The sequence below is a fragment of the Ciceribacter ferrooxidans genome (assembly GCF_004137355.1).
GTDB lineage: Bacteria > Pseudomonadota > Alphaproteobacteria > Rhizobiales > Rhizobiaceae > Allorhizobium > Allorhizobium ferrooxidans.
The window spans coordinates 1-288 of record NZ_SDVB01000075.1; the positions used below are offsets into that span (position 1 = coordinate 1).

At 65.6% G+C, this 288-nt stretch carries 1 protein-coding gene; it reads right to left on the reverse strand.

Going from position 1 to position 288, the window contains the following annotated elements:
• Positions 1-10 precede the first annotated feature (10 nt).
• Positions 11-288: alpha/beta hydrolase (locus tag EUU22_RS01870; RefSeq protein WP_165351047.1), on the reverse strand; the 278-nt coding region annotated here is incomplete at its 5' end.

Below are 288 nucleotides of genomic sequence, written 5' to 3' on the forward strand. Positions count from 1 at the left end.
CAACCCCTCGTCAAAGGCGCGCCAGAAACTGGGCGAAGACCATGGTCCCTTCCGGCCATGGGCCGTGGCCGGACTCGGCGTTGATGTGGCCGCATTCTCCGGCATCGAGGAGCAACGAGCCCCAGGCGTTCGCAATATCCTCGGCCTGTTCGAACGCGCCGAAAGGGTCGTTCCGGCTCGCCACCGTTATTGAGGGGAACGGCAGGGGCGCGCGTGGGTAAGGGCCGAAGGTCATCAGGTGTTTCGGCCTGATCTCCGGATTGGCGACGTCCGGCGGCGCGACGAAGA